This is a genomic window from Lysobacter sp. Root983, from assembly GCF_001429345.1.
GTDB lineage: Bacteria > Pseudomonadota > Gammaproteobacteria > Xanthomonadales > Xanthomonadaceae > Lysobacter.
In genome coordinates, this window is sequence record NZ_LMJO01000021.1 from 61,653 (window position 1) to 83,911 (window position 22,259).

General features: G+C 68.6%; 22 protein-coding genes and 1 pseudogene. 8 read left to right on the forward strand and 15 right to left on the reverse strand.

Features of this window, described 5'->3' with window-relative positions; genetic code table 11:
- Position 1: 1 nt before the first annotated feature.
- The 3 genes from proC to ASE43_RS20515 are packed head-to-tail and all read right to left on the reverse strand — an operon-like array spanning position 2 to position 2,149.
- Entirely contained in the window at positions 2-847 is an 846-nt protein-coding gene (gene proC, locus ASE43_RS20505; protein ID WP_057161756.1) for a pyrroline-5-carboxylate reductase, read from the reverse strand.
- A 58-nt stretch (positions 848-905) separates the two neighbouring features.
- Positions 906-1,502 (reverse strand): hypothetical protein, encoded by a 597-nt coding sequence (locus tag ASE43_RS20510; protein ID WP_057161757.1) that lies wholly within the window; start codon positions 1,500-1,502, stop codon positions 906-908.
- Positions 1,499-2,149 carry a YggS family pyridoxal phosphate-dependent enzyme gene (locus ASE43_RS20515; protein WP_057161769.1) on the reverse strand — a complete coding sequence of 217 codons (651 nt, stop codon included), beginning with the start codon at positions 2,147-2,149 and terminating at the stop codon, positions 1,499-1,501. The genes ASE43_RS20510 and ASE43_RS20515 overlap by 4 nt, the downstream gene beginning before the upstream one ends.
- 229 nt (positions 2,150-2,378) lie before the next feature.
- Between ASE43_RS20515 and ASE43_RS20520 the strand changes: the two genes are divergently transcribed.
- The 3 genes from ASE43_RS20520 (at position 2,379) to ASE43_RS20530 (ending at position 8,800) form a co-directional block, all read left to right on the forward strand.
- Positions 2,379-3,416 carry a type IV pilus twitching motility protein PilT gene (locus tag ASE43_RS20520; protein ID WP_055903397.1) on the forward strand — a complete coding sequence of 346 codons (1,038 nt, stop codon included), beginning with the start codon at positions 2,379-2,381 and terminating at the stop codon, positions 3,414-3,416.
- Positions 3,417-3,549: 133 nt separating this feature from the next.
- Entirely contained in the window at positions 3,550-4,680 is a 1,131-nt protein-coding gene (locus tag ASE43_RS20525; protein ID WP_056182768.1) for a PilT/PilU family type 4a pilus ATPase, read from the forward strand.
- 256 nt (positions 4,681-4,936) lie between these two features.
- Complete coding sequence (locus tag ASE43_RS20530; RefSeq protein ID WP_157500158.1) at positions 4,937-8,800, forward strand: patatin-like phospholipase family protein; 3,864 nt, start codon at positions 4,937-4,939, stop codon at positions 8,798-8,800.
- A gap of 42 nt (positions 8,801-8,842) precedes the next feature.
- Here ASE43_RS20530 and ASE43_RS20535 read toward each other — a convergent pair whose 3' ends face one another.
- On the reverse strand, positions 8,843-9,409 hold the full coding sequence (locus ASE43_RS20535) for a DNA-3-methyladenine glycosylase I (RefSeq protein WP_057161759.1): 567 nt from the start codon (positions 9,407-9,409) through the stop codon (positions 8,843-8,845).
- A 161-nt stretch (positions 9,410-9,570) separates the two neighbouring features.
- Here ASE43_RS20535 and ASE43_RS20540 point away from each other — a divergent pair, with 161 nt between their 5' ends.
- The 4 genes and pseudogenes from ASE43_RS20540 to ASE43_RS20555 form a co-directional block, all read left to right on the forward strand.
- Positions 9,571-10,137 (forward strand): YqgE/AlgH family protein, encoded by a 567-nt coding sequence (locus ASE43_RS20540; protein ID WP_056182775.1) that lies wholly within the window; start codon positions 9,571-9,573, stop codon positions 10,135-10,137.
- Positions 10,134-10,628, forward strand: coding sequence for a Holliday junction resolvase RuvX (gene ruvX / locus ASE43_RS20545; RefSeq protein ID WP_056182780.1), 495 nt, complete (start codon positions 10,134-10,136; stop codon positions 10,626-10,628). The genes ASE43_RS20540 and ruvX overlap by 4 nt, the downstream gene beginning before the upstream one ends.
- Positions 10,625-11,569 (forward strand): aspartate carbamoyltransferase catalytic subunit, encoded by a 945-nt coding sequence (locus ASE43_RS20550; protein WP_057161760.1) that lies wholly within the window; start codon positions 10,625-10,627, stop codon positions 11,567-11,569. The genes ruvX and ASE43_RS20550 overlap by 4 nt, the downstream gene beginning before the upstream one ends.
- A gap of 52 nt (positions 11,570-11,621) precedes the next feature.
- Positions 11,622-11,831, forward strand: a pseudogene (locus ASE43_RS20555) (alkylphosphonate utilization protein); the annotation flags it as partial.
- Positions 11,832-12,059: 228 nt separating this feature from the next.
- On the opposite strand, the gene ASE43_RS20560 reads toward ASE43_RS20555, so the two are convergent.
- Positions 12,060-12,866 (reverse strand): prolyl oligopeptidase family serine peptidase, encoded by an 807-nt coding sequence (locus ASE43_RS20560; protein WP_057161770.1) that lies wholly within the window; start codon positions 12,864-12,866, stop codon positions 12,060-12,062.
- A 187-nt stretch (positions 12,867-13,053) separates the two neighbouring features.
- The gene (gene mgtE, locus ASE43_RS20565; protein WP_056182786.1) at positions 13,054-14,415 is read right to left on the reverse strand and encodes a magnesium transporter; all 1,362 of its coding nucleotides are present in this window, start codon (positions 14,413-14,415) and stop codon (positions 13,054-13,056) included.
- A 314-nt stretch (positions 14,416-14,729) separates the two neighbouring features.
- Between mgtE and ASE43_RS20570 the strand changes: the two genes are divergently transcribed.
- On the forward strand, positions 14,730-15,287 hold the full coding sequence (locus tag ASE43_RS20570) for a DUF4189 domain-containing protein (protein WP_057161761.1): 558 nt from the start codon (positions 14,730-14,732) through the stop codon (positions 15,285-15,287).
- Between the two features lie 21 nt (positions 15,288-15,308).
- On the opposite strand, the gene ptsP is transcribed toward ASE43_RS20570, so the two are convergent.
- The 9 genes from ptsP to raiA form a co-directional block, all read right to left on the reverse strand.
- On the reverse strand, positions 15,309-17,021 hold the full coding sequence (gene ptsP, locus ASE43_RS20575) for a phosphoenolpyruvate--protein phosphotransferase (protein ID WP_056182793.1): 1,713 nt from the start codon (positions 17,019-17,021) through the stop codon (positions 15,309-15,311).
- 29 nt (positions 17,022-17,050) lie between these two features.
- Positions 17,051-17,320 carry an HPr family phosphocarrier protein gene (locus ASE43_RS20580; protein WP_056182795.1) on the reverse strand — a complete coding sequence of 90 codons (270 nt, stop codon included), beginning with the start codon at positions 17,318-17,320 and terminating at the stop codon, positions 17,051-17,053.
- A 61-nt stretch (positions 17,321-17,381) separates the two neighbouring features.
- On the reverse strand, positions 17,382-17,774 hold the full coding sequence (locus ASE43_RS20585) for a PTS fructose IIA subunit family protein (protein ID WP_056182799.1): 393 nt from the start codon (positions 17,772-17,774) through the stop codon (positions 17,382-17,384).
- A gap of 136 nt (positions 17,775-17,910) precedes the next feature.
- Entirely contained in the window at positions 17,911-18,183 is a 273-nt protein-coding gene (locus ASE43_RS20590) for a hypothetical protein (RefSeq protein WP_057161762.1), read from the reverse strand.
- A 67-nt stretch (positions 18,184-18,250) separates the two neighbouring features.
- The gene (locus ASE43_RS20595; protein ID WP_057161763.1) at positions 18,251-18,589 is read right to left on the reverse strand and encodes an EF-hand domain-containing protein; all 339 of its coding nucleotides are present in this window, start codon (positions 18,587-18,589) and stop codon (positions 18,251-18,253) included.
- A 176-nt stretch (positions 18,590-18,765) separates the two neighbouring features.
- Positions 18,766-19,647, reverse strand: a complete 882-nt coding sequence (gene rapZ / locus ASE43_RS20600; RefSeq protein ID WP_057161764.1) for an RNase adapter RapZ — start codon at positions 19,645-19,647, stop codon at positions 18,766-18,768.
- Complete coding sequence (gene hprK, locus ASE43_RS20605; RefSeq protein ID WP_056182810.1) at positions 19,644-20,594, reverse strand: HPr(Ser) kinase/phosphatase; 951 nt, start codon at positions 20,592-20,594, stop codon at positions 19,644-19,646. The genes rapZ and hprK overlap by 4 nt, the downstream gene beginning before the upstream one ends.
- The gene (locus tag ASE43_RS20610) at positions 20,591-21,064 is read right to left on the reverse strand and encodes a PTS sugar transporter subunit IIA (protein WP_056182813.1); all 474 of its coding nucleotides are present in this window, start codon (positions 21,062-21,064) and stop codon (positions 20,591-20,593) included. The genes hprK and ASE43_RS20610 overlap by 4 nt, the downstream gene beginning before the upstream one ends.
- Positions 21,065-21,107: 43 nt before the next feature.
- The gene (raiA, locus tag ASE43_RS20615) at positions 21,108-21,434 is read right to left on the reverse strand and encodes a ribosome-associated translation inhibitor RaiA (RefSeq protein WP_056182815.1); all 327 of its coding nucleotides are present in this window, start codon (positions 21,432-21,434) and stop codon (positions 21,108-21,110) included.
- Positions 21,435-22,259 lie beyond the last annotated feature (825 nt).

A 22,259-nucleotide genomic window follows, 5' to 3' on the forward strand; every position in this document is an offset into this window, starting at 1 on the left:
GTCAATCGTTGGCGGCCGAGAGCTCGCGGCCGCGTCGGGTAGCGGCCGCGATCGCGGCCTCGACCAGGGCATGGAAGCCGCCGGTTTCGAAGGTCTCGATCGCTGCCTGGGTGGTGCCGCCGGGCGAGGTCACGCGCGCGCGCAGTACCTGCGCGGACTCGTCGGATTGGCTCAGCATGGTCGCCGCGCCCAGCAGGGTCTGATTGACCAGGGCGCGCGCGGCCTCGGGCGCCAGGCCCTGGGCGACGCCCGCGGCCTGCATGGCCTCGGCGAGCAGGAACACATAGGCCGGGCCGCTGCCGGAGACCGCGGTGACCGCGTCCATCAGCGCCTCCTCGGCGATCCACACCGTCGGACCGACCGCGTCCAGCAGCGCCGCCGCGCGCGCGCGTTGCGGTTCGGCGGTGGCGGCGTTGGCGTACAGGCCGGTGATGCCGGCGCCGAGCAGGGCCGGCGTGTTCGGCATCGCCCGCACCACCGCCTGGCCGCCGCCCAGCCACAGGTCGAGCTGGCCGGCGGTGATGCCGGCCGCGATCGAGATCACCAGCGGGCGCTGCGACTGCGCCAGCGGCGCCAGCGCCGCGCATACGCTGCGCATCACCTGCGGCTTGACCGCGAGCAGCCACACGACGGCGCCGGTCGCGGCCTCGGCCGCGTTGGCGTAGCTGGGCACGCCGAAATCGCGCTGCAGGGCCTCGCGCAGCGCATCCACCGGCTCGGCCACGCGAATCGCGTCGGCGTCGCCGCCGCGCGCGACCAGGCCGCCGATCAGGCTGCGCGCCATGTTGCCGCCGCCGATGAAGGCGACCGGACTGAGCGGGGACAGGGCGGTTTCGGATGCGGGCATGGCGTTCGCGGCGTGCGGGACTGGAGCGCCAGCATACCGAGGCGGCTGCGCTCCCGCGCTAGAACCTCGTGCGCGGGGATGCGCCGGGCAGCGGCGGACAGGGCCGGTCGAGGATGCGCGCTTCGAAGCGGTAGCGCGGCACGTAGTCGCCGGCGTAGCTCAGGGCGATCCGGCCCGACCACAGCAGGTCGTAGCGGTCGCTGTCGCCGCGGCGCTGGAAGCGGATGCGGTGATCGACCGCGCTGTCGTGACCGAGCAGGTACAGCCCGAACGCCGGATCTTCGTCGGCGTCGGGCAGCTCCCCGTCGCCGTCGAACGGATCGGCCACGAATTCGGCACCGTCCAGCGCCGCCAGCGAGAACTGCGCCAGCGGCCCGATCCGGATGCCGCCGCTCTCGCCCCAATAGACCGAGGACAGGATGCAGTGGTGGTAGTTGCCCCACACGATCGGCGAGGCCCAGTCCGAAGCCGCGTCGTTCCCGTCGTCGGCGATCTCGCGTTCGGCGTAGTACTTGGCGCCGACCAGGTGCAGGTCGAACCACACATCCTCGCCCTCGACCCGCGCGCTCCAGTCGAATTCGGCGATCGCGTGGCCTTCCGGCCAGGGATTGCCGGGGAACACGATGCGGTCCTGCCCGTCTGGCGCGGCGCTCATGCGGCGGCCTTGGGCGGGCGCGCACCGAACAGCGCGGTGCCGATGCGGACCATGGTCGCCCCTTCCTCGATCGCGATCGCGTAGTCGTCGCTCATGCCCATCGACAGGGTGTCGAGGCCGGGGTGGTCGGCGCGCAGCGACTCGAACAAGGCGTAGGCGCGGCGGAACGCGGGGCGGCGGCGCTCGGGATCCGCGTGCGGGGTCGGGATCACCATCAGGCCGCGCAGCCGCAGGCGCGGTTCGGCCGCGATCGCGGCCGCCAGCGCGGGCGCATCCTCGGGCCGGCAGCCGTGCTTGCTGGCCTCGTCGTCGATGTTGACCTGGATCAGCGCCTGCAGCGGCGCCCGCGCTGGATCGCGGTGGCGGGCCAGGGCCGCGACCAGCTTGGGCCGGTCCACGGTCTGCACCCAGTCGAACAGCTGCGCGGCCTGCTCGGCCTTGTTCGACTGCAGGTGGCCGATCAAATGCCACTCCAGTCTCAGTTCGGCCAGGGCCGCGGTTTTGGTCGCGGCTTCCTGAACATAGTTCTCGCCGAACGCGCGTTGCCCGGCCGCCGCCAGTTCCGCGACGGCGGTCGCATCCTGGGTCTTGCTGACCGCGAGCAACTGCGGTACTGGCCGTTGCGCAAGGCGCGCGGCGTTATCCAACTGGTGCAAGATGCCGAGCAGGGCGTGCGCGCGCACGTGAGGAATCCTGTGAAAGAGGGCTGGTTCGGCAATGCGGGTACGGGGCTATACTGCCTCGCAGGGGACGCTTCCCGCCACTTGCGGCTGGCCGTTATTGTCGCTCGTTTGCGTTTAGGCGTTTCGCTGTGGCGTCGCTACGTGTGGTCTGAAGTTTCCATCTGAAGTTCTGTTGCAGTGCGGGGGAGCACGCATGGATATCGCCGAACTGTTGGCGTTTTCGGTCAAGAACAAGGCATCCGACTTGCATCTGTCGGCCGGCCTGCCGCCGATGATTCGCGTCGATGGCGACGTGCGGCGCATCAATATCCCGGCCTTGGACCATAAGCAGGTCCACTCGCTGGTGTACGACATCATGTCGGACAAGCAGCGCCGCGATTACGAAGAATTCCTCGAGGTCGACTTCTCGTTCGAGATTCCCGGCCTGGCCCGCTTCCGCGTCAACGCGTTCAATCAGAACCGCGGCGCCGGCGCGGTGTTCCGTACCATTCCCTCGGAAGTGCTGTCGCTCGAAGACCTGGGCTGCCCGCGCATCTTCAAGGAACTGATCGAGCAGCCGCAGGGCCTGATCCTGGTCACGGGACCGACCGGTTCGGGCAAGTCGACCACGCTGGCGGCGATGATCGACCACATCAACAAGAACGAGTACGCGCACATCTTGTCGGTCGAAGACCCGATCGAGTTCGTGCACACCTCGCAGAAGTGCCTGATCAACCAGCGCGAAGTCCACCGCGACACCCACGGCTTCAACGAGGCCCTGCGTTCGGCGCTGCGCGAAGACCCGGACTACATCCTGGTCGGCGAGTTGCGAGATCTGGAAACCATCCGCCTGGCGCTGACCGCGGCCGAAACCGGCCACTTGGTGTTCGGCACCTTGCACACCTCGTCCGCGGCCAAGACCGTCGACCGCATCATCGACGTGTTCCCGGCCGGCGAAAAGCCGATGGTGCGCTCGATGCTGTCCGAATCGCTGCGCGCGGTGATCTCGCAGGCGCTGCTGAAGAAGGTCGGCGGCGGTCGTACCGCGGCTTGGGAAATCATGGTCGGCATCCCGGCGGTGCGTAACCTGATCCGCGAGGACAAGGTCGCGCAGATGTACTCGGCGATCCAGACCGGCCAGAACCACGGCATGATGACCCTCGACCAGCACCTGCAGGACCTGGTGAAGCGCGGCATGATCCTGCGCCCGCAGGCCCGCGAGTACGCCAAGGACAAGCGCCTGTTCGATTGAGACCGGGGTTCGAGATTCGGGATTCGAGATTGGTTAAAAGCAGTATTCAGTTCAGGCCGGAGTTGCGGTGCAGGGTCGGGGTTTGCAAATCCCGAATCCCCAATCCCCCATCCCGGCTCAGTAGGAGCATCCCATGAGCACCATCGACTTCACCTCGTTCCTCAAGCTGATGGCGCACCAGAAGGCGTCGGACCTGTTCATCACCGCCGGCATGCCGCCGTCGATGAAGGTCCACGGCAAGATCTCGCCGATCACCCAGAACCCGCTGACCCCGCAGCAAAGCCGCGATCTCGTGCTCAACGTCATGAACCCTCAGCAGCGCGAGGAGTTCGAAAAGACCCACGAGTGCAACTTCGCCATCGGCGTGACCGGCGTCGGCCGCTTCCGCGTGAGCTGCTTCTACCAGCGCAATCAGGTCGGCATGGTCCTGCGCCGCATCGAGACCAAGATCCCGACCGTCGAAGAGCTCAACCTGCCGCCGATCATCAAGACGCTGGCGATGACCAAGCGCGGCATCATCATCTTCGTCGGCGCGACCGGTACCGGTAAGTCGACCTCGCTGGCGGCGATGATCGGCTACCGCAACATGAACTCCAGCGGCCACATCATCACGATCGAGGACCCGATCGAGTTCGTGCACAAGCACGAGGGCTGCATCATCACCCAGCGCGAGGTCGGCATCGACACCGACAGCTGGGACGCCGCGCTCAAGAACACCCTGCGCCAGGCGCCGGACGTGATCATGATCGGCGAGGTGCGCACCCGCGAGGGCATGGACCACGCCATCGCCTTCGCCGAAACCGGTCACCTGGTGCTGTGCACCCTGCACGCCAACAACGCCAACCAGGCGATGGACCGCATCATCAACTTCTTCCCCGAGGATCGCCGCGGCCAGTTGCTCATGGACTTGTCGCTGAACCTCAAGGGCGTGGTCGCGCAGCAGCTGATCCCGACCCCGGACGGCAAGGCGCGCCGGGTCGCGATGGAAATCCTGCTGGGCACGCCGCTGGTCCAGGACTACATCCGCGACGGCGAGATCCACAAGCTCAAGGAAGTGATGAAGGAGTCCGTGCAGCTGGGCATGAAGACCTTCGACCAGGCCCTGTTCGAGCTCTACCAGGCCGGCGAGATCAGCTACGAGGACGCGCTGCGTTACGCCGACTCGCAGAACGAAGTGCGCCTGCGCATCAAGCTCGCCCAGGGCGGCGACGCGCGCACCCTGGCCCAGGGCATGGATGGCGTCGAGGTCGCGGAAGTGCGCTGACGCGCGCGACGCGCACCGCCACACGAAGAAGCCCGGCTGGTCCGGGCTTTTTTATGTGCGGTGCACATGCGTGGCATCTAGAGCGCTTTCAAATAAGGGCCAGCCCTTTATCCATGCACCCATGGCACACATTGCCTTAATTTTTGGTGCCGAATAACAGGAGCGTCTTATCCGACAGCCGGTGCGGTGTCCTGTCGTACGCATCTGTATCGTTTGCCACTAGCAGGGATGAACCCAACGACACGGAGCATGTCGCATGGCCAGCATCGACCCAGGATCCGTAGCGTCTGGCCAGGCACACGCGGAAATAGATGCGAACGCCGAGGCGATAGCAACGACGATCGACGCGGCCGAGCGTGCCGCGATCGATGCCCGCCGGAAATTCGCCGGCATTATCGGTCCGCAGGGCGGCCCGCCAAGCACCATCGGCTTGGCCCTGTCCGGCGGCGGCGTGCGCAGCGCAACCTTCTGCCTGGGGCTGATCCGCGGCCTGGCCCAGAACGGTTTGCTGCCGCGCTTCGATTACCTGTCCACGGTGTCCGGCGGCGGCTACGCCGGCGCGGCGCTGGGCCGGCTGATCGCGGCGCTGGGCATCGTCGACGCGCAACGCGTGCTCAGCCGCGGCGACACCCTGCCGCTGGCCTGGCTGCGCCGTTACGGCCGCTATCTGACGCCACGCGGCGCGCGCGACTACGGCATCGCCATCGCGACCTACCTGCGCGCGGGACTGGCCGTGCACCTGGAGTTCGCCCTGCTCGCGATCGCGATCGGCACCCTGGTGGTGCTGCCGCATCTGCTGCAAAGCCTGACTTCCTTGCTGGCGCCGCAGGACTGGAGCGGCTGGCGCACTGCCTGGTGGCCGCTGGCGGCGCTGAGCTGGCTGCTGCTGGCGCCCGGCAATCTGATGGCGTACTGGGCGCTGCGCGATGTCGCGCCCAAGGACGCGGCCGCGCTGACCGCGCCGCCGCGCTACTCGCGCTGGGACATCGCCATGGTCCTGGTGGCCGGCGCGGTCACGGTGCTGCTGGCCTCGCGCCTGTCCGACGTCGGCCCACCGCTGCCGGCGTACTCGGCCAAATTCCTCGCCGTGCTGGTGCTGGCCAGCGTCTCCGGCTACGGCCTGTGGCTGTGGACGCGCGTGCGCGGCGCCAGCGACGACCGCGACACCTTCAACACCCGCGAGCGAGATCTGCTGACCGCGCATCTGCGCAAGATCAACCTGATTGCATTGGCCCTGGCGGCACTGGGCGTCGTGGATCTGCTGAGTTGGAAGCTGATGCGGAACCTGGAGGCCGGCGCGCCCTGGGTCTACGGCAGCCTCGGCCTGGGCAGCCTGCTGGTAGTGGTGGTGCGCGCGTTCGGCGAGCCGATCCAGCGCCTGCTCTCGACCGAGGAGGGCCCGCGACCGGGGCTGATGCCGTTGCTGATCAACGTACTCGGCCTGGGCGCGGTGCTGGCATTGACGGTGCTGTGGGTGACGGCGGTGCAATGGTGGATATTCGGCCGACACGGAGTCGATCCCCACCTGATTCTGAGCGGTTGGTGCGAACGCTTGGCTCTGCCTGTGTGGGATTCATCGATGCTGCTGCCGCGTTGGTCATGGCTGCGGTGGATGTTGCAACAGCCGAGCCTGTTATGCCTGCTGTGGTTGCTGTTAGGGCTGCTGACCTGGTTCCTCGGCACTGGCCTGCATACCGAGACCGTCAATGCCACGTCGTTGCACGGCTTCTACCGTTCGCGCCTGACCCGCACCTACTTGGCGGTGGGAAACCCGATACGGTTTCCCAAGCACGACCTGGTCACCGAACGCGAGATCAGTCCGGAAGAGTTCTCGAGCGTGGCCACCACCCTGCGCGCCGACGACATCGCGCTGATCGACTATCGGCCGTACGAATGCGGGGGGCCGCTGCATCTGATTAACATCTGCCTCAATCAGACCCGTGACGCTGGTAGCAAGCTCTACAACGCCGACCGCAAGGGGGCGCCTTTGGTCGCCAGTAGCTTCGGTTTGGAGGTCGGTCGCGATGGCGAGCGTGCACAGGTGGGTGCGCAGCGCCTGGACAAGCTCGGACGCTGGATCGCGATTTCCGGTGCCGCCGCGTCGCCGGGTGCGGGCTCCAACACGACGCCCGGGTGGGCAATGCTGCTGTTTCTGGTGGGCGCCCGGCTGGGCTATTGGTTCGACACCGGGCGTTCGCCGGGGCAGTCGGAACGTCCCGGGTCAGGCGTCGCAGGGGCTGGCGCCACAGGCGCGCAGGGACTCGGCCCTACGCTATGGCGGCGCTATCGAAACTCCAAGTTCGGGCGCCTGATCGCCGAGGCCACGGCTTCGTTCGACGGCGAAAGCGCGCGCGCCTGGTACCTGTCCGACGGCGGCCATTTCGACAATACCGGCGTGCATTCGCTACTGCGGCGCCAGCTCGACTTCATCGTCCTGGCCGACTGCGGCGCCGATCCGTCCTACGAGTTCGCCGACCTGGAGAACCTGATCCGCAAGGCACGCATCGACTTCGGCGCCGAGATCGAGTTCTACACCGAGGACAGCGTCTGTCACCTGCCGTTGATGCAAGACGATCAGATTTGCGTGCTGGCTCCGGAGAAGTTGCGCGACAACTACACGGCGCGGGGCGTAATGCTAGCGCGCATCCGTTATCGGCCCGACGAGCAAGGGGTCCGAAAGCTGGGGACTTTGCTGGTAGTGAAGCCGAATCTGCACTTCGCTCTGGACAGCGATGTGCTGGCTTATGCCCGCCGGAACCCCGCCTTCCCGCAGCAGCCGACTTCGGACCAGTTCTTCGATGAGGCGCAATGGGAGAGTTACCACCGCCTGGGCGAAGACTTCGGCCGCTCGCTGAAACCTGGTTGGCTCGAGCAACTGCCGGGTTGGGCGATGCCGGTGGCGCCGCAGGACGCACTACCGTCCCTGCGCCGCCTGCGTCCGTCAATGCCGGAAGGCGAGCAGGGGACCAAGCCGTTTTGGCGTCCGGAGACTAGAGCAGCGGCGCTCAGCGCGGGTCTCGGCGCGGGTCTGGTCGCGACGCTACTGGTACCGGCATGGAACGTCTTCGACAAACTCGCCGAACAACGTCGGACAGAGGCCGCTGAGTCGGTGAGGCGGCTTGCCGAGTTGCGTGCCGCGCTTCCCCTGTGGGTGCTTGAAGGCAAAACGGCGGACGGGTTCGAGGCCGCAGTGAAGCAGGAAGCGCAGGGCGCGGCAACGGCTGGGGCCGATGCCAAGGCCGAGACCGATGTGAAAGCGGATATGGAGAAAGTCCGGGCCAGGATAGACGCCGCGAGGAAATTCGACCTTCAGGGGGATATGAACGACGTGCTGGCCGCGACTTATCGGCAGGTGCGCAACGAGAGCGAAAGGCTCAGCGATCGCGGCTTACTGGTCAGAGCGGTGCAGCGCAGTTGCGGACTTCCGGAGGCGCCGTCACTGGCTAAGACCTGCCCATTGCTCCAAACGGCGCACAAAAATCTTTGCGAGGCGGTTTGCGACCCTCGCGATGCCTATTGGGGGCGGACCGACGAAGCTACCGGGTTCACTGCGGTGGCACCGACTTACAAGAGCCCTGCCGAGAGTGACGAGAGCGGCGCCAAACCGGGTGGAGGGCGTTCGTCCGGGGATGCCGCCGACGGAACCGCCTCGACGAAAAAGACCGACGAAGCCAGGATCGCGCGGACGTCGCCTGCGCAGGTGGTGAAGCGGACCTGCGGCGCATACCCGGTCGTTGTCTACGTTCAGGTCTACGACGAGGTCACGCGCACTCGCGCGTCGAACCTGCCCTGGACCGAATTGACACCGGCGGCGACCATGCCTGGGATTGAAGATGTCGTGCGATCAGCGCGCGCTCGAAAGGGCGACGCGCCAAAGTCCTACACGCAGCCGACGCTGGTCGTGCATCGCATGGACGATCAGGGCGCCTGCGCGGCGGCGCTCGGGGAATGGTTGCAACCGAACATCGCGGACTGGTACGTCAATGGGGCTCAGATCGAGCTGCGCAAGTTGCCCGGCGCGTTCAAGCCCGAGGAACGCATCATCGAGCTCTGGCTACCGAACGCCAATGCGCCACCGTCGCCGCCCGCCGCAGTGCCCTTGGCTGCTGCAAGAAAGTGAGCGCGCGGCATACGCCGTAGCCCGCGACGGGGCGTGTCGCGCTCAGCCCTTCGCCGCCCGCATCCACGGCGGCGGCGGGCGCAGCTTGGCCAGCTTGGCGTACACCGGGCAGCTCTCGCGATGGCCGCCGGGCAGGTAGCCCAGGCTCATCAGGAATTCGTTGGTGATTTCGCCGCCGGTGAAGCGGAAGGTTTTCTTGAACAGCTTGACCCAGGCCGTCTTGTCGCGCGCGCGGCCGTCCAGCAGCAGGTGCGCGTCCAGCCATTGCGCGAATCCGCCGTGGCTGTCGCGCAGGCTTTGCACGATCTGGGCGTTGTGGATGGCGGCGTCGACCTTGAGGCGGTTGCGGATGATGCCGGCGTCGGCGAGCAGGCGCCCGCGTTCGGTATCGCCGTAGGCGGCCACGGTGTCGACGTCGAAACCGTCGTAGGCCAGGCGGAAGCCCTCGCGCTTGCGCAGGATGGTTTCCCAGCTCAGGCCGGCCTGGTTGATCTCCAGGATCAGGCGCTCGAACAGCTCGGCCTCGGCGCGTTGCGGGAACCCGTACTCGCGGTCGTGATAGGGGCCGTGCAGGGGATGGCCGGGGGCGTAGTCGCAGTAGCCGGACACGGTCAGGCGCGTCCGTGGCGCAGGCCGACGGCGGCCGTGGCGGGCGCCGGAAAACGGAGGATCGGCCGGGGCATGGCTCGGGTCCGGGGTAGGGGGCAAACCCCATGCTACGACGGATCGGTCACGACCCGCGAGCGCGGCACGCACGTTAGAATGGCGCCATGTCCGTGATGCCCACACCCCTGGCCAGCCAGCTCCTGATCGCGCTGCCCGCGCTGTCGGATACCAACTTTTCGCGCAGCGTCGCCCTGATCTGCCAGCACGACGACGACGGTGCCATGGGCATCGTGGTCAACCGACCGTCCGAGTACACCCTGGGCGAGGTGTTCGGCCAGATGGGCGTGGACGGCGGCGACGACCGCCTGCGTTCGCAGATCGTGCTGGCCGGCGGCCCGGTCCATCCGGAGCGCGGCTTCGTGCTGCACGACGGCGGCATGCACTGGGACTCGACCCTGGCGATCGCCGATGCGCTGTTCCTGACCACCTCGCGCGACATCCTGGAAGCGATGGCGCGCGGCGAAGGTCCGGAGAACGCCATCGTCGCCCTGGGCTGCGCCGGTTGGGGTTCGGGCCAGCTCGAACACGAACTGACCGAGAACGACTGGCTGACCGCGCCGGCCGACGCCGAGCTGCTGTTCGACCTGCCGCTGGACGCGCGCTGGCACGCCGCGGCGGGCCGTATCGGCGTGGATTTCGCGCACTTGGCCGATTACGCCGGGCACGCATGAACGCCGACGCCGATCAGCGTACGGTCATCCGCCGCGACGGCACGGTACTGGGCTTCGATGTCGGTGCGCGCCGGATCGGCGTGGCGGTGGGCAGCGCCTTCGGCCACGGCGCGCGCGCGCTGGCGGTGGTGGACGTGCACGGCCACGGCCCCGACTGGAACGCGATCGACCGCCTGCGCAACGAATGGCGCCCCGACGGCCTGATCGTCGGCGATCCGATGACCCTGGAGGGCGGCGATCAGCCGGCCCGCCTGCGCGCGCATGCGTTCGCGCGCGAGCTGCACGCACGCTACAACCTGCCGGTGGTGCTGGTGGACGAGCGCTTGAGTTCGATCGAGGCCGCGCAGCGTTTCGCCGCCGACCGCGCCGAGGGCCGCAAGCGCCGGCGCGACGCCGAGGCGCTGGACGCGGTCGCCGCGGCGGTGATCGTCGAGCGCTACCTGGCCGCCCCCGACGACGCTCTCGACCTGAACCAACTGCCCGCCGCATGAACTCGACGTTTTCGCATACGCCGCCGGCCGCCGCGCCGCGCCATCTGTTGACCCTGGACGGAATCTCGCACGAGGCTCTGACCGCGCTGCTGATCCGCGCCCAGGCCTTCGCCGAAGGCCACTACGACCGCCGCGCGCTGGACGGGCTGGCGGTGTGCACGCTGTTCTTCGAGCCGTCCACGCGCACCCGCATGAGCTTCCAGCTCGCGGCCCAGCGCCTGGGCGCGCACACGATCAACTTCGATGCCTCGACCTCGTCCACGCGCAAGGGCGAGACCGCGCTGGACACGCTCAAGAATCTGGAAGCCATGGGCGTGCGCGGCTTCGTGATCCGCCATCACGAGGACGGCGCGGTCGCGGCGTTGGCCGAGCACGCCAACCCCGGCACCAGCCTGATCAACGCCGGCGACGGCCGCAGCGCGCACCCGACCCAGGGCCTGCTCGACATGCTGACCCTGCGCCAGGCCAAGGGCACCGATTTCTCCGGCCTGCGCGTGCTGATCGTCGGCGACCTGCGCCATTCGCGGGTCGCGCGCTCGGACCTGCACGCGCTGCGCGCGCTGGGCACCGGCGAAATCCGCGTCTGCGGCCCGGCCGCGCTGCTGCCCGACGCGGCGACCCTGCAGGGCTGCACGGTGTCGCACGATCTGGACGCCGCGCTGGAAGGCGTGGACGCGGTGATGATGCTGCGCCTGCAGCGCGAGCGCATGGAGGAGGGCCTGGTGGCGTCGCTGGACGACTACCACCGCGATTACGGTCTCACCGCCGCGCGCCTCCAGCGCGCCGCCGCGGACGCGATCGTGATGCACCCCGGCCCGATCAATCGCGGCGTCGAAATCACCGACGAGGTCGCCGACGGCCCGCAGTCGCTGATCCTGACCCAGGTCGCCAACGGCGTCGCCGCGCGCATGGCCGTACTCGAAGCCCTGCTCAAGGGTTGACCCCATCACCAGCCGCGACGCCCTCGGCGCCGGCTAAGGACACCGACGCATGATCGTGAAAGACAGCAATGGCACCGCGCTCGCCGACGGCGACTCGGTGCTGGTGATCAAGGACCTGAAGGTCAAGGGCACCTCGGTGACGCTCAAGCGCGGCACCCTGTGCAAGAACATCCGCCTCACCGACGACGAAGAGCTGATCGAGTGCAACGTCGAGAAGGTCAAGGGACTGGTGCTGCGCACCGAGTTTCTGAAGAAGGCTTGAGCGGGTAGAAGCGAATCCCGCCTAATAATGGGTAGAGCAAATACCCCTAGCGGGTAGAGCAAATCCCCCTCGATCCCCCTTTTTCAAAGGGGGAAGGCAAGCGGGGGGACGGCAGCACGTTGGCAATGCTCTTCCTCCCCCTTTAGCAAAGGGGGATTGAGGGGGATTTGCTGTTGCTGTTGCTGTTCTGCTTCTTGCGGCCGTTGCGGTCGCTCTCGACCATCCGCTTTAGCGGCGACGTTGCTGCCACAGCCAAGACCACAGCGCGTCGCTGGCGTACGCCGGATCCCAGGCGTTGTGCGCGACGCCCGCGAACTCGGTGTAGCGCACGTCGCCGCCGGCCTGCTTGAGCGCCTCGGCCATGCGCCGCGACTGCTGCACCGGTACCGACTCGTCGCGGTCGCCGTGGAAGATCCAGGTCGGCAGGCGGTGCAGGCGCTGGGCCGCGATCGCGAACGGGTCGTCGTCGGTGGCCACGCCGCGCACATACAGATCGCCCAGTGCGCCGGGTGCGGTCACGCCGCCGCAGATCGGCACCAGCGCGGCGAAGCGGTCGGGTTGCAGCAGCGCCAGTTCGTAGACGCCGTAGCCGCCGCGCGACAGCCCGGTCAGCGCGACCCGGTCCGGGTCGCCGTCGAATTCGCGCATCGCCGCATCCAGCGCCGCCAGCGCCATGCGCGCGGTGCCGTCGGTCCAGGATTCGTCGGCGGGCGACTGCGGGAACACCGCGATCGCGGGGAACTCGTCCTGGACGCGGCGGATGTGCGGCGCCAGGCCCACCGCGAGCTGACGCTGGTTGTCGTCGCCGCGCTCGCCCGAGCCGTGCAGGAACAGCAGCACCGGCGGATGCCGGCCGCCGGCCGCGCGCGCGGGCACGAACACTTGATAGCGATAGGTCTTGCCGTCCAGGTCCAGGCTGCGTTCGACGAAGGCCCCGTGTTCGCGGGCCGCGGGCGTGTGCGTGCAGGAGGCCGCGATCATCACGGCCAACGGCAGCAGGATCGCCCACAGGCGAACGGTAACGGGTCGCAGCATCGTGCTGTCCACGGCATCCTTGTTGATCGCATCATTCCGTGCGATTTCCGCGCTGTCCATGCGCGATCCTGCGATTTGCCGCGACCGCCACATTGGGAAAAGTCGTCGTTCACGTTCGTGGATCCCGTTCAGCGGGCGCGGTGATGCGCAGCACGATCCACGTGTGCGCCGCTGCGTCCGGGCGCGCTCAGCGCAGCAGGATCAACGTGGCCAGGCCGAGGAAGCTCAGGAAGCCCATCACGTCGGTCAGCGTGGTCAACACCACGCCGCCGGCCAGGGCCGGGTCGAAGCCCAGGCGCTTGAGCGTGACCGGCACCAGCACGCCGCCGGCCGCGGCGGTGAGCAGGTTGATCGTGAGCGCGGCGCCGATCACCAGCGACAGACCGGGCTGGCGGAACCACAGCAGCACGATCAGGCCCAGGCCGATGCCCAGCACCACGCCGTTGATCAGCGCCACCGACAGCTCCTTGCGCAGCAGCACGCCGACATTGGACGCACCGATCTGGCCCAGGGCCAGGCCGCGGATCATCAGCGCCAGCACCTGGGTACCGGCGTTGCCGCCCATGCCGGCGACGATCGGCATCAGCGCGGCCAACGCGACCAGCTTGGCGATGGAATCCTCGAACTGGCCGACCACGCTGGCGGCCAGGAAGGCGGTGCACAGGTTCACGCTGAGCCAGATCAGGCGGCGCCGGAACGCGCGCCGGACCGGGCTGAACAAGTCCTCGTCCTCGTCCAGGCCGGCCGCGCTCAAGGCCTGGTGCTCGGCCTGGTCGCGGATGATGTCGACCACGTCGTCGATGGTGATGCGGCCGAGCAGGATGTTGTTGTCGTCGACGACCGGGGCGCTGATCCAGTCGTGGTCGGAGAACTGGCGCGCGACTTCGCTGTCGGTCTCGGTCACGTCGATCGCCGGCTGCTCGTCGTCGATCAGCTCGTTGATCGGCGTGCCGGGCTCGTGGGTGAGCAGGGCGGCCAGGGCGATCCGGCCCAGATACTGGTGGCGGCGGCTGACCACGTACAGGTGGTCGGTGTGTTCGGGCAGCTCGCCGCGCAGGCGCAGGTAGCGCAGCACCACGTCGATGGTGGTGTCGGCGCGCACCGTCACCACGTCCGGATTCATCAGGCGGCCGGCGGTGTCCTCCGCGTACGACAGCACCTGCTCCAGGCGCTCGCGGTTCTCGCGATCCATCGACTTGAGGACTTCGTCGATGACCGTGTCGGGCAGATCCTCGACCAGATCGGCGAGGTCGTCGATGTCGAGGTCCTCGACCGCGGCCACGATCTCGTCGGTGTCCATGTCCGCCAGCAGGCTTTCGCGCACTTCGTCGCCGACGTGGACCAGCACCTCGCCGTCGTCCTCGGGATCGACCAGGCCCCAGACCACGACGCGCTTGCCGGGCGGCAGCGATTCGAGCAGGTTGCCGATCTCGGCGGGCGAAAGGGTGTTGACCAGGCGCCGGACCGGCCCCAGACGACCGCTGTCGAGCGCGTCGGAAAGCAGTCGCAGCTGACGTGCGGTCTTGTCGTGGCGGACGGCTTCGGCCATGCGGTACTTCCGTTGGCGCGTCGCGGCCACGAGGGCGGCGACTGGGTTAAGCGTTCATGCGGTCATTATCGCCCGCGGCGGCGGCAAAGCCCAGAGAAATCGGCTTGCCGACGCGACAGCGTGGCCTACGCCGTATCGCCGGACGCATCCAGGCACGCGCATGCCTGCGCGTGCGCGACCGGCCCGCCGCAAATTCGGCGGACAGTCCGGTGGCGCATTCGAACGGCGCGCGCGTGCCGGCGACAATGGCGGGGCGCGCACTCGCGTATTCGACGCGAGTGCGGACCGCAGCGGGCCAGCCCGGGGGAACGAAGATGAACATCAGAACGTGGGCCCTGATCGGCCTGCTGCTGGCCGCCGGCGGCGCGCGCGCCGAGCAGGGCTGCCCGGACGGACTCTATCCCGGCGGCAGTTCGGCCGGACAGTTGTGCATCCCGCTGCCAGGCTACGGCATCAACGGCGGCAACAAACCCGCGCAGTCGGCCCCCGACGGCGATCCGCAGGCGATCAAACACGAGTACAAGGCCTGGGCCGCGATCGCCCACGATCCGGTCAAGCGCAGCCTGGGCATGGCCGGACAGGACAACGGCATCAGCGAACGCAAGGAAGCCGAGCGGGGCGCGATCGAAGCTTGCCGCGCCAACGGCGGCGGCGCCGACTGCAAGATCCTGCTCGCCTATCGCGCCGAGTGCGCGGCGATCGCGGTGGGCATGGGGCCGGACGGCAACGCCAGCCTGTTCGCCGACAAGGGCCGCAGCGAGGAGCAGGCGCTGGCGACGGCGCTGGCGCGCTGCGGCAAGGGCGCGCAGATGTGTCAGAAGATCAGCAGCAACTGCGTGACCGGCAGCTTCTACTTCGACGGCTGGAAGTAGACCGGCCGTCGCCGCCGCGCTTCAGTTCGCGCGCAGCCAGGCCTCGATCGCCTTGCGGTCGCGCGCGCGCAGCAACGCCGGCGCGCGCGCGCGCAGCGCACCCAGGTCCATGCCGCGGATCGCGCGCCGCAGCTCCAGCAAGGTCGCCGGGTGCAGGCTGAATTCCTCCAGCCCCAGGGCCAGCAGCAGCGGCGCGAAGGCCGGGTCGCCGGCCATCTCGCCGCACACCGCCACCGATTTTCCGCGCGCGCGCGCCAGCCGGATCACGTCGCGGATCAGGCGTAGCACGGCCGGGTGCAGTGGCGTATAGAGCTCTCCCAGGGCCTCGTTGTTGCGATCGGCGGCGAGCAGGTACTGGATCAGATCGTTGGTGCCGATCGACAGGAAGTCGATCGCGCCGATGAAGCTGGGCAGGGCGATCGCTGCGGCGGGCACTTCGATCATCGCGCCCAGGGGCACGTGTTCGGCGATCTCATGGCCCTCGTGGCGCAGATCGGCGGCGACCTGGTCGAGCATGCGCTTGACCCGCCGGATCTCCTCGCGCGAGCTCACCATCGGCACCAGCACGCGCAGCGGACCGTAGCCGGAGGCGCGCAGCAGCGCGCGCAACTGGGTTTCGAGCAGGCCGTCGCGCGCCAGCGACAGGCGCACGCCGCGCAGGCCCAGGGCCGGATTGGGTTCGTCGCGCAAGGCCAGGCCGGTGCGATCGGCCTTGTCCGCGCCCAGGTCCAGGGTGCGGATGGTGACCGAACGGCCGGTCATGCCCAGCACCACGTCGCGGTAGGCGCGGAATTGTTCTTCCTCGGTCGGCAGTTCGTTGCGCTGCAGGAACAGGAATTCGGTGCGGTACAAGCCGACGCCAGCCGCACCCAGGGCATGCGCCTCGGCCACGTCCTCGCGCGATTCGGCGTTGGCGTAGAGCTTGATGTCGACGCCGTCGGTGGTGCGGGTGGGCTCGCGGCGCAGGCGGTGCAGTTGCTTGCGCTCGCGCGCGTGCTCGCGCACCCGGCTGCGGTGCGCGCGCAGGTCGTCGGCGTTGGGTTCCAGGATCACCGTGCCGCTGCTGCCGTCCACGGTCAGCGCGTCGCCGTCGTTGATCTTGAGCAGGGCCTGCGCGGCGCCGACCACCAGCGGCAGGTGCAGGCTGCGCGCCAGGATGGCGCTGTGCGAGAGCGCGCTGCCGGCGGAGGTCACGATCGCCAGCACGCCCTGGGTCTGCAGCTGCGCCAGTTCGGCCGGGGCGACGTTGTCGGTGATCAGGATCTCGCCGGCCACGCCCTGCATCTCGCCGGCGCGGCGGTGCAGGGCGGCGTGGATGCGGCCGATGACCTGGTCGATGTCGTCGACGCGGCTGCGGAAGTAGGCGTCGTCCATGGCCTCGAACACCGAGGCGATGCGGTCGCGCTGCAGGCGCAGGGCGTAGTCGGCGGCGTAGCGGCCGGTGCGGATCAGCTCGTCCAGGCCGTGCAGCAGTTCGGGGTCGTCCAGCAGCAGGGTGTGCAGGTCGAGGAACTCGCCGACCTCGTGCGCGAGCGCGCCGTGCAGGCGTTCGCGCAGGGCATGCATTTCCCCGCGCACGGTCTCGATGGCGGCGTGCAGGCGCGCCAGTTCGGCCTCGACCTGGGCCGGCGAGATCCGTTCCTCGGCGACTTCCAGCGCGTGCGGCAGGCGAACCCGGGCACGGCCCAGCGCGCTGCCCCGCGATGCGCCATGTCCGAAGAACGCTTGCCTCATCGAGTCTCTCTCATGGACGCGCCCTCAACTCAGCTGTCTTCGTCGAAGCGGCGATCGAACAAGGCGATCACGGCATCGACCGCGGAGGTTTCGTCCTCGCCGTCCACGCGCAGCTTGACCGATGTGCCTTGGCCGGCGGCGAGCAGCATCACGCCCATGATGCTCTTGGCGTTGACCTCGCGGCCCTTGGCGGTGAGGGTGGCGCTGCTGCGGAAGCCGGACAGCACCTGCACCAGCTTGGCGGTGGCGCGGGCGTGCAAGCCCAGTCGGTTGGAGACGGTCAGTTCGCGTTCGATCATTGCGGGTTCCTCAAAATCCGTCTCGGTGTTGCGGTGTCGCGTTGCGGTCTGGGGTTGGACATCAGGCCTCGTCGATGATCACGCCGTTGCGCGCTCCGGCCGCGGCGACCGCGGGGAGTTCGTCCAGGTCGAGGTCGGAATAGTTCAACACCCGCAGCAGCATCGGCAGGCTCAGCGCCGACACGCGGCGCACCGGCGTGCCCAGACGGGCGACGCGGGCGGCGAGGTTGCTGGGCGAGGCGCCGTACAGATCGGTCAGCACCAGCACGCCCTGGCCGCCGTCAACGCGGCGCAGCGCGGCGCTGGCCATCGGCAGCAGCAGCTCGTGGTCGGCGTCGAACGGCACTTCCAGCGCTTCCAGCTTCAGCGGCAACGGCCGCATCAACCGGCTCGCGACCGCGACCAGCGCGTTGCCGATGCCTTCGTGGGTGATGAGGAGGATGCCGACGCTCATGCGGCCAACTTAACAGACCGCGGTGACAGCCCGGAAGCGCCGGAAGCGCCGCGTTTGCGATTTTGCGAGGGCGGTCGGCGACGCTCGCGGCAAGGGCGACCCGGAGGCCGCCCTTGCGGGATCTAGGGGCGGGCCCTCAGTGCGCCGGTGGCTGCTTGGCGTCGGTCTTGGCCTGGTCCGGCGGGGTCTGGTTGGAGCTGCCTTCGACCGGCGGCGGCACGCCGGTGTCGGTCGCCGGCGGCGCGGTATCGGCCGGCGGCGGTGCCGTGTCCGCGGGCGCTGCCGGCTCGGTGGTCGGCGGCGGCATTTCCCCGGCCGGCGGCTCGGGTTTGCTGCAGGCGGTCAACGCGGCGCCGGCCAGCAGGGCGCTCAAGGCCAGGGTCAGCGGGCGGTGGGCATGGGTGTTCATGACGGTCTCCTAATGTCTGGGCCGGCCCGCGATCGCGCCGCGCGGCGCCGCGGTCGCGGCGTCCAGCTTACTTGCGCTTGTCGGTCTCGCGCTCGGCGGCGCCGGCTTGGTATTCGACCTCGCTCAGCGCGCCGTCGCGGTTTTCATCGCGCGTGGCGAAGTGGCGGCTGAGTGGGCTGTCGATCGCGGCTTCGGCCTGGCGGATCTGGCCGTCGCCGTCGACATCGAATTCGGCGAAGGCGGGCGTCGCGCGGGTGGCGGCCGGGCTCGTCGGCTCAGCATCGCCGCCGGTCGTCGGCGACGGATCCTGCGGCATGGACGGGGATTGCGTGAACGCCAGCGGTACCGCCAGCGCGGCGGTCAGTGCGAGCAGGACGGGCAGCGGATTGCGTATGCGATGGGTCATCGTCGGTGCTCCGGAGGGTGCGGAGTGCGCCGGAGAGCGCGTATCCACCGTAGCGGCGCCGACGTAGAGCAGCGGTACGAATGCGCAAAAGTTTCGTAAGACGCGCGCGAAGTCGGCGGCGATTCGCCGCCACGACGCGGCGATGGATGCGACAGGCGGAAGTCGCGACCGCGCGCTCAGTCCAGCTCGCGATGGTGCACGGCGACTTCGTTCCAGCCGCGTTCGCGCGCATGCTCGGCCAGACGCTCGGCCAGATAGACCGAGCGATGGCGGCCGCCGGTGCAGCCGAAGGCGATGGTCGCGTAACTACGCGTGCTGTCGGCCTGCAGGCGCGGCAGCCAGGTGTCCAGGAATTCGCCGATCTGGCCTACGAACTGCTGCACATAGGGCTGCGCCTGCAGGTAGTCGCGCACGCCCGCGTCGCGGCCCGACAGCGGGCGCAGCGAGGGGTCCCAATGCGGGTTGGGCAGCGCGCGCGCATCGAACACGAAATCGGCGTCGGCGGGCACGCCGCGGCGGTAGGCGAAGGACTCGAACAGCAACGACATCCCGGTCTCGCCGCCCATGCCGAACTCGGTGATCACGTAGCGGCGCAGCTGATGCACGTTGAGGTCGCTGGTGTCGACCACTGCGTCGGCGATCTGGCGCAGCGGGCGCAGCACCTGGTGTTCCAGCGCGATCGCGTCGGCCAGGGCCAGGCCGAGCTGGCTGAGCGGATGGCGGCGGCGGGTGTCGGCGTAGCGCTTGAGCAGCACCTCGTCGCGCGCGTCGAAGAACACCAGCTTGGGGTCCACGCCCAGTGCGCCCACGGTCGACAGCCAACCCGGGATGTTGGCCAGATCGCTATGGCGGTTGCGTACGTCGATGCTGACCGCGAGCTTGGCCGGCGCGCCGTCGTCGGCCTGGACCACGCTGCGCACGAACTCGGGCAGCAGTTCGGCCGGCAGGTTGTCGACGCAGTAGTAGCCCAGGTCCTCGAAGGTGTGCAGGGCCACCGACTTGCCCGATCCGGACAGGCCGCTGACGATGATCAGGACCGGTTCCACGCTCTGATTCATGATTCGCCGCGCTCGAGGAAATTGCTGTGGCGCGCGATGAAGGCCGCGGCCGGATCCAGCCCCTTCATGCGCAGGCTGTGCAGACGCGTCGCGGCCTCGGTGAGCACCGCCAGGTTGCGGCCGGGCATCACCGGCAGGGTGATCATGGGCACGTCCAGATCCAGCACCCGGCGCAGGCCGGTGTCGCCGGTGAGGCGTTCGATGCCCGAAGGCAGCGGCTCGGTCATGGGCTTGGTCAGGTGCACGATCAGGCGCAGGTACTTGTTGTTCTTGACCGCGGTGTCGCCGAACATCTGGCGAATGTTGAGCACGCCCAGGCCGCGCACTTCCAGCAGGTCCTGCAGCATTTCCGGGCAGGTGCCGTCGAGCACGTCGGGCGCGATCTGGGTGAACTCGGGCGCGTCGTCGGCGACCAGGCGGTGGCCGCGGGTGACCAGCTCCAGCGCTAGCTCGCTCTTGCCCGAACCGGATTCGCCGGTGATCAGCACGCCGATCGAATAGATCTCCATGAACACGCCGTGCATGGTGATGCGCGGCGCGAGCGTGCGCGCGAGGTGGTACTGCAGGTGGTTGAGCAGTTCGTGGCCGCGACGCGGCGAGACCCACAGCGCGGTGCCGCTTTCCTCGGCGGCCTGGCGCAGGTCCTCGGGGCAGGCCTGGTTCTTGCTGATCACCAGCGCCAACGGGCGGAACTGGATGATCTTCTCGATGGTTTCCCAACGCAGGCGCGAGTCCAGCCCGTCCAGCCAGGACAGTTCCTCGCTGCCCAGGATCTGCACCTTGTTGGGATAGATCGCATTGAGGTAGCCGGCCAGGGACGGGCGCCGGGCGACCGTTTCCACCGCCGCGACCACGCGGTCGTCGCCGCGCTGGCCAGCCAGCCAGCGCAGGTCCAGGCGTTCGCGCTGCTGCTCGAACAGCTCGCCGGCGCTGATGCTGGTGGTCATGCGCGCGCCCCGCTGCGCAGGGCGGTGCCGCCGAGCAGGCGCCAGCCGAGTTCGTCGACGTCGGCCGCGCCGCGCAAGGCAGCGCGGAAATCGGCGTCGCCGAAGCGCTCGGCCAGTTCGGCCAGCAGCTGCAGATGCTGTTGCACGTAATGTTCGGGCACGGTCATGGCGAGCACCAGATCGACTTTTTCACCGTCGGCGGCGCCGAAGTCTACCGGTTGTTCGAGGCGCAGGAAGGCGCCGCGGCTGTCGTCGAACAGGGCGCTGCGCCCGTGCGGAATGGCCACGCCGTGGCCGATGGCGGTGCTGGCCAAGCGTTCGCGTTCGCGCAGGCTGTCGCCGATGGCGCGGATCGCCGTCGGCGTGCCGTCGCCCAGCAGGCGCGCGGCGGCGTCCAAAACGGCGTCGCGATCGCCGGATTCCTCCAGGATCGCGACCCGTTGCGCGCTCAGCAGTTCATGAAGCGGCATCGTTCAACACAGCGTCGGGAGGCGCCGCATTATCCCCGAACGATCAGCCGAATTCGCCGTTCCGGGCGAGACTTTCTCCGCGGTGATGGTCGACGAGCTTGCTCTTGTGCTTCATCAGCAGGCGGTCCAGCTTGTCGGCCAGCAGGTCGATGGCCGCGTACATGTCGACGGCGGCGGCGTCGCAGTGGAGGGTGCGGCCGGCGAGGTTCACGGTCGCTTCGGCGCGATGGTCGGGCTTGTCGAGGCTGAGTTGGGTGCGGATGTCGAAAGGCTGTTCGTAATGACGTTGCAGCCGCGCCAGCTTGGTTTCGACGTAGTCACGCAGGGCGGTGGTGACTTCGATCTGCTGGCTGTGGGTTTCGATACGCATCGGAGGCCTCCTTACACGTTGCAGGGAATGCGGCTCCGTAGCCGGAGCCACGAACCCAGCATCGCACGCTGAGGCGTGGGCGCAAGGGGTGGACGACACTAAATCTGGCGGCTGGGGTGAAAAGCGTTGATCCGATGGGGGTTTCGCGTGGACTGCGACCAAAGTCGGGTGGGCGGGTGAAAACGAAGTTAATAAATCGCTGCGAAAATGTTCCACGCGCGGCGGCGATGCTCCACGCGCGAGGATCCGTCTTGGGGCTGAGCCCTTCTCCCGCCTGCGAGAGAGGAGGTGAGGTGAGGCCCACTTGATCTTCCTTCTCCCGCCTGCGGGAGAAGGTGCCCGAAGGGCGGATGAGGGCGACGAGTGAGGTGGGAGCTTGCGGCCTGCGGCGCGCCCTCACCCCCCTCTCCCGCGAGCGGGAGAGGGGCTAAAGCGAGGCGCACTTGATCTTCCTTCTCCCGCCTGCGGGAGAAGGTGCCCGAAGGGCGGATGAGGGCGACGAGTGAGGTGGGAGCTTGCGGCCTGCGGCGCGCCCTCACCCCAACCCCTCTCCCGCGAGCGGGAGAGGGGCTACAGCGAGGCGTACTTGATCTCCCTTCTCCCGCCTGCGGGAGAAGGTGCTCGAAGGGCGGATGAGGGCGACGGGTGAGGTGGGAGCTTGCGGCTTGCGGCGCGCCCTCACCCCAACCCCTCTCCCGCGAGCGGGAGAGGGGCTAAAGCGASGYGCACTTGATCTYCCTTCTCCCGCCTGCGGGAGAAGGTGCCCGAAGGGCGGATGAGGGCGACGAGTGAGGTGGGAGCTTGCGGCTTGCGGCGCGCCCTCAC

What these genes read in the sequence shown, in the direction of transcription:
- proC (WP_057161756.1), bottom strand. Translation starts at nt 847, where the DNA reads ATGCCCGCATCCGAAACCGCCCTGTCCCCGCTCAGTCCGGTCGCCTTC.
- ASE43_RS20510 (WP_057161757.1), bottom strand. Translation starts at nt 1,502, where the DNA reads ATGAGCGCCGCGCCAGACGGGCAGGACCGCATCGTGTTCCCCGGCAAT.
- ASE43_RS20520 (WP_055903397.1), top strand. Translation starts at nt 2,379, where the DNA reads ATGGATATCGCCGAACTGTTGGCGTTTTCGGTCAAGAACAAGGCATCC.
- ASE43_RS20525 (WP_056182768.1), top strand. Translation starts at nt 3,550, where the DNA reads ATGAGCACCATCGACTTCACCTCGTTCCTCAAGCTGATGGCGCACCAG.
- ASE43_RS20530 (WP_157500158.1), top strand. Translation starts at nt 4,937, where the DNA reads ATGGCCAGCATCGACCCAGGATCCGTAGCGTCTGGCCAGGCACACGCG.
- ASE43_RS20540 (WP_056182775.1), top strand. Translation starts at nt 9,571, where the DNA reads ATGTCCGTGATGCCCACACCCCTGGCCAGCCAGCTCCTGATCGCGCTG.
- ruvX (WP_056182780.1), top strand. Translation starts at nt 10,134, where the DNA reads ATGAACGCCGACGCCGATCAGCGTACGGTCATCCGCCGCGACGGCACG.
- ASE43_RS20550 (WP_057161760.1), top strand. Translation starts at nt 10,625, where the DNA reads ATGAACTCGACGTTTTCGCATACGCCGCCGGCCGCCGCGCCGCGCCAT.
- ASE43_RS20560 (WP_057161770.1), bottom strand. Translation starts at nt 12,866, where the DNA reads ATGCTGCGACCCGTTACCGTTCGCCTGTGGGCGATCCTGCTGCCGTTG.
- mgtE (WP_056182786.1), bottom strand. Translation starts at nt 14,415, where the DNA reads ATGGCCGAAGCCGTCCGCCACGACAAGACCGCACGTCAGCTGCGACTG.
- ASE43_RS20570 (WP_057161761.1), top strand. Translation starts at nt 14,730, where the DNA reads ATGAACATCAGAACGTGGGCCCTGATCGGCCTGCTGCTGGCCGCCGGC.
- ptsP (WP_056182793.1), bottom strand. Translation starts at nt 17,021, where the DNA reads ATGAGGCAAGCGTTCTTCGGACATGGCGCATCGCGGGGCAGCGCGCTG.
- ASE43_RS20580 (WP_056182795.1), bottom strand. Translation starts at nt 17,320, where the DNA reads ATGATCGAACGCGAACTGACCGTCTCCAACCGACTGGGCTTGCACGCC.
- ASE43_RS20585 (WP_056182799.1), bottom strand. Translation starts at nt 17,774, where the DNA reads ATGAGCGTCGGCATCCTCCTCATCACCCACGAAGGCATCGGCAACGCG.
- ASE43_RS20590 (WP_057161762.1), bottom strand. Translation starts at nt 18,183, where the DNA reads ATGAACACCCATGCCCACCGCCCGCTGACCCTGGCCTTGAGCGCCCTG.
- ASE43_RS20595 (WP_057161763.1), bottom strand. Translation starts at nt 18,589, where the DNA reads ATGACCCATCGCATACGCAATCCGCTGCCCGTCCTGCTCGCACTGACC.
- rapZ (WP_057161764.1), bottom strand. Translation starts at nt 19,647, where the DNA reads ATGAATCAGAGCGTGGAACCGGTCCTGATCATCGTCAGCGGCCTGTCC.
- hprK (WP_056182810.1), bottom strand. Translation starts at nt 20,594, where the DNA reads ATGACCACCAGCATCAGCGCCGGCGAGCTGTTCGAGCAGCAGCGCGAA.
- ASE43_RS20610 (WP_056182813.1), bottom strand. Translation starts at nt 21,064, where the DNA reads ATGCCGCTTCATGAACTGCTGAGCGCGCAACGGGTCGCGATCCTGGAG.
- raiA (WP_056182815.1), bottom strand. Translation starts at nt 21,434, where the DNA reads ATGCGTATCGAAACCCACAGCCAGCAGATCGAAGTCACCACCGCCCTG.